The sequence below is a fragment of the Streptomyces sp. SM1 genome, from assembly GCF_002910825.1.
GTDB classification, from domain to species: Bacteria; Actinomycetota; Actinomycetes; order Streptomycetales; family Streptomycetaceae; genus Streptomyces; species Streptomyces okerensis.
Window position 1 is genome coordinate 1 of record NZ_NEUB01000442.1, and the last position, 7,379, is coordinate 7,379.

Consider the following 7,379-nt stretch of genomic DNA (forward strand, 5'->3'; position numbering starts at 1 on the left):
ACCCCCCTAGCTGCGGGCAGTCGTGCCGCTGGGGCGGCACGGGTGGGCGTAGCGGCACCCGTGCCAGCGCGGCCAAGCTGAAGCCCATCCCCACGCAGCGGCACCGCGCAAGCTCACCGCACCACAGGCGCCCCGGACAGCTCCACCCCCGCCCCCCGCAACTCCTCCAGCGCCCGCTCCGTGCTCGCCGCCGCCACCCCCGCCGTCAGCTCCAGCAGCACCCGCACCCGCAGCCCTTCCTTCGCCGCGTCCAGCGCGGTGGCCCGCACGCAGTGATCCGTGGCGATCCCCACCACGTCCACCTCCTCGACCTCCCGCTCCCGCAACCACTCCGCCAGCGGCGTCCCGTTCTCGTCAGCGCCCTCGAACCCGCTGTACGCGGCCGAGTACGCCCCCTTGTCGAACACCGCGTCGATCGCCCCGGAGGTCACCGCGGGAGCGAAGTTCGGGTGGAACCCGACCCCCTCCGTCCCGGCGACACAGTGCGCGGGCCAGGACCGTACGTAGTCCGGGTTGTCCGCGAAGTGCCCGCCGGGCGCGATGTGGTGATCACGGGTGGCCACCACGTGCTGGTAGCCGCCGGCCGAGCCGGCCTGGCCGATCAGCTCGGTGATGGCGGCGGCCACATCCGCGCCGCCGGTGACGGCGAGGCTGCCGCCCTCGCAGAAGTCGTTCTGCACGTCGACGACGATCAGTGCGCGGCGCATGGCGGTGTCCTTCTCTGAGTGGGTCGGGATGAGAGACGGGCCCGGCCGGGTGAATTCCGAGCCTATTGAACGGAGGGCGACACGGACAGGGTCGCGGCAGGGGCGCCGCCCCCGCCTCGCACCGCCTCCAGCTAGGTACCCGAGCGCCCGTTGGCGTACTCCGTGCTCAGGTACTCCGTCGGCAGCACGGGTTCCCCCCGCGAGAGCTGCGTCGCGGACAACGGCAGCCCCGCCCGCACCGCCGCGTGCCGGTCGCGGACCACGTCCAGCGGCTCGCGGACGATCACCTCGCCGCCCTTGACCAGCGGTACCAGCAGCTGCCGGTCGGCCAGTCCGTCCGGCACCTCACCGGTTCCGATCACCTCGGCCTCGGCGACGCCGTCCGCGTCCGGCCGCCGTGCCGCCCACTTGCGGCCGCCGATGGACGTCTTGCCTCCGGTGGACTTCTTCGCCACCGGCACCAGCGGCGCGGTCGGGTCGGCGGACTCGGCGCGGGCGACCAGCTTGTAGACCATGGAGGCGGTCGGGTGCCCGGAGCCGGTCACCAGCTGGGTCCCCACCCCGTACGCGTCGACCGGTGCCGCCGCCAGCGAGGCGATGGCGTACTCGTCCAGGTCCGAGGTGACCAGGATGCGTGTCTTGGTGGCGCCCAGCTCGTCCAGCTGCTGCCGCACCCGGTGGGCGACCAGCAGCAGGTCTCCGGAGTCGATGCGGACGGCGCCCAGCTCCGGGCCGGCGATCTCGACGGCCGTCCGGACCGCCTCGGCCACGTCGTAGGTGTCCACCAGCAGTGTCGTACCGCGGCCGAGGGAGTCCACCTGGGCGCGGAAGGCGTCCCGCTCGGTGTCGTGCAGCAGGGTGAAGGCGTGGGCCGAGGTGCCCACGGTGGGGATGTGGTAGCGGAAGCCGGCCGCCAGGTCGGAGGTGGAGGCGAAGCCGCCGATGTAGGCGGCCCGGGAGGCGGCCACCGCGGCGAGTTCGTGGGTGCGCCGGGCGCCCATCTCGATCAGCGGCCGGCCCCCGGCGGCGGACGACATCCGGGAGGCGGCCGCGGCGATCGCGGAGTCGTGGTTGAGGATCGACAGGATCACCGTCTCCAGCAGGACGCACTCGGCGAAGCTGCCCTCGACCCGCAGGATCGGCGAGCCCGGGAAGTACACCTCGCCCTCGGGGTAGCCCCAGATGTCGCCGGAGAAGCGGTAGCCGGCCAGCCAGTCCACGGTCCGGTCGTCGACGATCCGCTTCTCGCGCAGGAAGCGCAGGACGTCCGCGTCGAAGCGGAAGTTCTCCACCGCGTCCAGCACCCGTCCGGTGCCGGCCACCACGCCGTAGCGGCGGCCGTCCGGCAGCCGCCGGGTGAAGGCCTCGAACACGCTGTGCCGCCCGGCCGTACCGGCCTTCAGCGCGGCCTGCAGCATCGTCAGTTCGTACTGGTCCGTGAAGAGCGCCGTCGAGGGAACCTCCACCGGCAGCCCAAGATCCGCTGTGTTCATACGAAGGATGCTACCCCCATTTCGTCAGTTTGACGATTTGGGTCGGGGGCTCGCTCGGGGGCCGGAACAGCGGGCCGGTTTGTGCGACCACCCCCCTGCGGTGGCAGCATGGGCAGTGTGACGTCACCCGCACCCATGGAGATCGAACGTACCGAGTCGGCGGAGGAGGCCTTCGCCGTGCCCGAACCCGACGTCCCGTGGGTCACCATCGTCCACAACGACCCGGTCAACCTCATGAGCTATGTGACGTACGTCTTCCAGTCGTACTTCGGCTACTCCAAGGACAAGGCCACCAAGCTCATGATGGACGTCCACCACAAGGGCCGGGCGGTCGTCTCCAGCGGTACGCGCGAGGAGATGGAGCGCGATGTCCAGGCCATGCACGGCTACGGACTGTGGGCCACCCTCCAGCACGACCGGAAGTGACCGAGCCGGACATGACCCGACCCCGTCCGCAGGACCGGAAGTAGCGATCGCCTCCATGCCAGGAACCTTCGAACCGCTCCCCGGCGGCGGCGCGGCCGTCGCCCTCGACGACGTCGAGATCTCCATCATCCGGTCCCTGGCCGTGCAGATGACGGAGCTCATCGGCCCCGGGCCCGCCGAGGACGCCTCCGGCGACCCGCTCGCCGAGCTCTTCGCCGAGGGCCCGAGCGAGCCGCCCTCCGACCCGGTGCTGCGCCGCCTCTTCCCCGACGCCTACGGCGACCCCGGGAGTACCCCGGGGGCCAAGGAGGCCGAGGAGGAACGGGAGTACTCCGCCGAGTTCCGCCGCTACACCGAGAACGACCTGCGGGCCGGCAAGCGCGACAACGCCCTCGCGGTCATCCGCTCCCTGGACGGGCTCCACCCGTCCGGTGAGGGCGGCGCGGTGCTCGAGCTGTCGCCGGCCGAGTCCCGCCAGTGGCTGGGTGCGCTGAACGATCTGCGCCTCGCGATCGGCTCCCGGCTGGAGATCAGCGACGAGGACGACAGCGATCTGCTCTTCCATCTCCCCGACGAGGACCCGCGCAAACCGATGGTGATGGCGTACCTGTGGCTCGGCGGTCTCCAGGAGACGCTCGTCTCGACCCTCCTGCCGTAAAGATGCCCCATACATCCACATAGATCCACCGGTCTTGTTCGCTCAGAAGAACCTCAAGTCCGGATAACGATCCCGTCACCGCCCCTGCGGTTTTATTCCGCATGGGCGGTTTCTCGTGATCTGCGTCACTCGGCATGACGTGAACAGCGTGGTAAGAATCGGCAACTCGCTTGCGGCCCGACCCAAGCTGTGAGCAAGAAAGCCGGCCATTGCCGGCGTGCACCACCAGCACGGCAGGAAGACGACGGCCGAGTTCCGCGGGCCTTGCCTTCTCCTCCATCGCTGCCGCACGGCCCCCGGCGTTCGCACGTCGTACCCGTTCTGCCGCGCCACGCCAGCACGTCCCCGCGTCCTCCGAGGAAGTTCGATGTCACTCGACTCCATCACCCAAAAAATCGACGACGCCACCAGTGATTTCTTCGATCCCATCTCCACCGCGGTCGGCGACGTCGTCTTCTACACCGTCCCGGTCGGCGGCGCCGATCTCCCGCTCATCGTCGCCTGGCTCGTGATCGCCGGACTCGTCTTCACCTGCTGGTTCGGCTTCGTACAGGCCCGCAAGATCAGGCTCGCGCTCGACGTCGTACGCGGCAAGTACGACGAGCCGGACGCGCCCGGCGAGGTCACCCACTTCCAGGCGCTCACCGCCGCCGTCTCCGGCACCGTCGGCCTCGGCAACATCGCCGGCGTCGCCGTCGCCGTCTCCATCGGCGGCGCCGGAGCCACGTTCTGGATGATCATCTGCGGTCTGCTCGGTATGGCGAGCAAGTTCGTCGAGGTCACCCTCGGTGTGAAGTACCGCGAGGAGCACCCGGACGGCACCGTCTCCGGCGGCCCCATGCACTACCTGCCCAAGGGCCTCGCCGAGCGCTTCGGCAGCGGCGGCGCCAAGTTCGGCAAGGTGCTCGCCGTCTGCTCCTCGATCCTGATCCTCTTCTTCGGCCTCTTCGGCGGCAACCTCTTCCAGACCAACCAGAGCTACGCCCAGATCTCCTCCACCTTCGGCGGCGAGGAGGGCTTCCTGGCCACCTCCTCCGGCGCGGTCTTCTTCGGCCTGCTGATCGCCGTCCTGGTCGGCCTGGTGCTGCTCGGCGGCATCCGCTCCATCGCCTCGGTCACCAGCCGGCTGGTCCCCGCCATGGCGATCATGTACCTCATCGCCTGCCTGATCGTCATCGGGGTCAACATCACCGCCGTGCCCGACGCGATCGGCACCATCTTCTCGGGCGCCTTCGAGGCGGAGGGGGTCGCGGGCGGCATCATCGGAGCCCTGATCGTCGGCTTCCAGCGCGCCGCCTTCTCCAACGAGGCCGGCATCGGCTCCGCGCCCATCGCCCACTCCGCGGCCAAGACCAAGCACCCCGCCAGTGAGGGCCTGGTCGCCCTGCTCGAGCCGTTCATCGACACGGTCGTCGTCTGCACCATGACCGCGCTGACCATCGTCATCGCCAACCCCGCCAGCTGGGGCGAGGCGCGCGAGGGCCAGGACGTCGGCGGCGTCACCATCACCTCCGACGCCTTCGAAACCGTCCTGCCCTGGTTCCCGCACCTGCTGACCCTCGCGGTGCTCCTGTTCGCCTTCTCCACGATCCTCACCTGGGGCTACTACGGCCTCAAGGCGTGGACGCACCTGTTCGGCCGCAGCAAGACCAGTGAGACGATCTTCAAGAGCATCTGGAGCGCGTTCGTGCTCGCGGGCGCCCTGCTGTCCCTCGACTCCCTGATCAGCCTCGCCGACTCGGCGCTCTTCCTGCTCGCCGTCGTCAACATCGTCGGCCTCTACCTGCTGGCCCCCGTGGTCAAGCGGGAGCTCAACTCCTTCCTGGAGTTCGTCCGCCGTCGCGACAGTGGCGACACCGCGGACCGCGACGCCGAGGCAGCCGACACCGCGGCGACCAAGTCGCTCTGAACCCGGCGGACAGGGCTTCGCCCCTCCCCTCCAGGGACGCCGGCCGGGGGAGCACTCGTGGCGCTCCCCCGGCCATCCGCTGAGGACGTCCGGCATACGGGCCGTTCCGTACCACCCTTCGGTACGGAACGGCCCGTCTGCTTATCCTGAGCCCCATGCTGACCCTCACCCAGACCCTGTACGACCAGATCGTGGCCCACGCCCGCAAGGACCACCCCGACGAGGCGTGCGGCGTGGTGGCGGGCCCGGTGGGCTCCGGCCGCCCCGAGCGCTTCATCCCCATGCTCAACGCGGCCCGCTCGCCCACCTTCTACGAGTTCGACTCCCAGGACCTGCTGAAGCTCTACCGGGACATGGACGACCGGGACGAGGAACCGGTGGTCATCTACCACTCGCACACCGCGACCGAGGCCTACCCCTCCCGCACCGACGTCACCTACGCGAACGAGCCCGGCGCCCACTACGTCCTGGTCTCCACCGCCGACACCGACGACGCCGGCGAGTTCCAGTTCCGCTCGTTCCGCATCCTGGAGGGCGAGATCACCGAGGAGGAGGTCAGGATCGTAGAGGCGTACTGACCCCGTCGGCCCACCCTCGTCCCGTATCGCGGATGGAAGGTGTCCGAGAGGTGAGATCACACTCCGGGAGCCCGTCCGGGAATCGATACGATGACCCCATGGTTCTCTTCGACGTGAGCGAAACAGCGCCGGGCGCACTGCTCGTGGCGCGGCTGCACGTCGACCTGTGCCGGCTGAACAGCGCCATCTGTTGATCCCCGCTGCCGCCGTACGGCCGAGAGCCGCGGCGGGCTGACGTGCGCCGCCGCGTGCCCTTCCCGAACTTCACGACAGACTCTTCCGACAGGAGCCCTCAGCCATGGCCATCGAGGTCCGCATCCCGACCATCCTCCGCCAGTACACCGACGGCCAGAAGGCGGTGGAGGGCACCGGGAACACCCTCACCGAGCTCTTCGCCGACCTCGAGACCCGGCACACCGGCATCCAGGCCCGCATCGTCGACGGCGAGCAGCTGCGCCGCTTCGTGAACGTCTACCTCAACGACGAGGACGTCCGCTTCCTCGACGGCATCAACACCAAGCTGTCCGACGGCGACAGCATCACGATCCTGCCGGCCGTCGCCGGTGGTATGGCCTGATCGGCGATGCGCTACGACTCCCCGCTGGCCGCGGTGGGCAACACCCCCCTGGTGGGCCTGCCGCGGCTCTCGCCGTCCGCCGACGTCCGCATCTGGGCGAAGCTGGAGGACCGCAACCCCACCGGCTCCATCAAGGACCGCCCCGCCCTGTTCATGATCGAGCAGGCGGAGAAGGACGGCCGGCTCACCCCCGGCTGCACGATCCTCGAGCCGACCAGCGGCAACACCGGCATCTCGCTCGCCATGGCCGCCAAGCTCAAGGGCTACCGCATGGTCTGCGTGATGCCCGAGAACACCTCGCAGGAACGCCGTGACCTGCTCGGCATGTGGGGCGCGGAGATCATCCCCTCCCCGGCCGCCGGCGGCTCCAACACCGCCGTCCGCGTCGCCAAGGAACTCTCCGCCGAGCACCCCGACTGGGTGATGCTCTACCAGTACGGCAACCCGGACAACGCCAACGCCCACTACGCGACCACCGGCCCCGAGATCCTCGCCGACCTGCCCTCGATCACCCACTTCGTGGCCGGCCTCGGTACCACCGGCACCCTCATGGGTGTCGGCCGCTACCTGCGCGAGAACAAGCCCGACGTCCGGATCGTCGCCGCCGAGCCGCGCTACGACGACCTCGTCTACGGCCTGCGCAACCTCGACGAGGGCTTCGTCCCCGAGCTCTACGACGCCTCCGTCCTCACCACCCGCTTCTCCGTCGGCTCCGCCGACGCCGTCACCCGCACCCGGGAACTCCTCCAGCAGGAGGGCATCTTCGCCGGCGTCTCCACCGGGGCCGCCCTGCACGCGGCGATCGGTGTCGCCAGGAAGGCCCAGAAGACGGGGGAGCCGGCCGACGTGGTCTTCGTCGTCGCCGACGGCGGCTGGAAGTACCTGTCGACCGGCGTCTACACGGCCGCGACGACCGAAGAGGCCATCGACGCGCTCCAGGGCCAGCTCTGGGCCTGACCCGCCACGCATCACAAGGGCCGGAGGACAACTTCTCCGGCCCTTTCAGCCTCTCCGGCGTCTGAGGAGCGGGG

At 69.9% G+C, this 7,379-nt stretch carries 9 protein-coding genes; 7 read left to right on the top strand and 2 right to left on the bottom strand.

Annotated elements, in window-relative coordinates:
- Positions 1-113: 113 nt before the first annotated feature.
- Complete coding sequence (locus B9S61_RS11095; protein ID WP_103542106.1) at positions 114-707, bottom strand: isochorismatase family protein; 594 nt, start codon at positions 705-707, stop codon at positions 114-116.
- A 131-nt stretch (positions 708-838) separates the two neighbouring features.
- Positions 839-2,200 (bottom strand): nicotinate phosphoribosyltransferase, encoded by a 1,362-nt coding sequence (locus B9S61_RS11100; RefSeq protein WP_103542107.1) that lies wholly within the window; start codon positions 2,198-2,200, stop codon positions 839-841.
- A gap of 108 nt (positions 2,201-2,308) precedes the next feature.
- Here B9S61_RS11100 and clpS point away from each other — a divergent pair, with 108 nt between their 5' ends.
- The 7 genes from clpS (at position 2,309) to B9S61_RS11135 (ending at position 7,305) form a co-directional block, all read left to right on the top strand.
- A complete protein-coding gene (clpS, locus tag B9S61_RS11105) occupies positions 2,309-2,626 on the top strand; it encodes an ATP-dependent Clp protease adapter ClpS (RefSeq protein WP_103542108.1) in 318 nt (105 codons plus the stop codon).
- A 55-nt stretch (positions 2,627-2,681) separates the two neighbouring features.
- On the top strand, positions 2,682-3,284 hold the full coding sequence (locus tag B9S61_RS11110; RefSeq protein ID WP_103542109.1) for a DUF2017 domain-containing protein: 603 nt from the start codon (positions 2,682-2,684) through the stop codon (positions 3,282-3,284).
- A gap of 367 nt (positions 3,285-3,651) precedes the next feature.
- Positions 3,652-5,193, top strand: coding sequence for a sodium:alanine symporter family protein (locus B9S61_RS11115; protein WP_103542110.1), 1,542 nt, complete (start codon positions 3,652-3,654; stop codon positions 5,191-5,193).
- 155 nt (positions 5,194-5,348) lie between these two features.
- On the top strand, positions 5,349-5,771 hold the full coding sequence (locus tag B9S61_RS11120; RefSeq protein ID WP_103542111.1) for a Mov34/MPN/PAD-1 family protein: 423 nt from the start codon (positions 5,349-5,351) through the stop codon (positions 5,769-5,771).
- A 98-nt stretch (positions 5,772-5,869) separates the two neighbouring features.
- Positions 5,870-5,965, top strand: a complete 96-nt coding sequence (locus B9S61_RS43430) for a putative leader peptide (RefSeq protein ID WP_360388195.1) — start codon at positions 5,870-5,872, stop codon at positions 5,963-5,965.
- Positions 5,966-6,069: 104 nt separating this feature from the next.
- Positions 6,070-6,348, top strand: a complete 279-nt coding sequence (locus B9S61_RS11130; protein WP_103542113.1) for a MoaD/ThiS family protein — start codon at positions 6,070-6,072, stop codon at positions 6,346-6,348.
- A 6-nt stretch (positions 6,349-6,354) separates the two neighbouring features.
- Positions 6,355-7,305 carry a PLP-dependent cysteine synthase family protein gene (locus tag B9S61_RS11135; protein ID WP_103542114.1) on the top strand — a complete coding sequence of 317 codons (951 nt, stop codon included), beginning with the start codon at positions 6,355-6,357 and terminating at the stop codon, positions 7,303-7,305.
- Positions 7,306-7,379 lie beyond the last annotated feature (74 nt).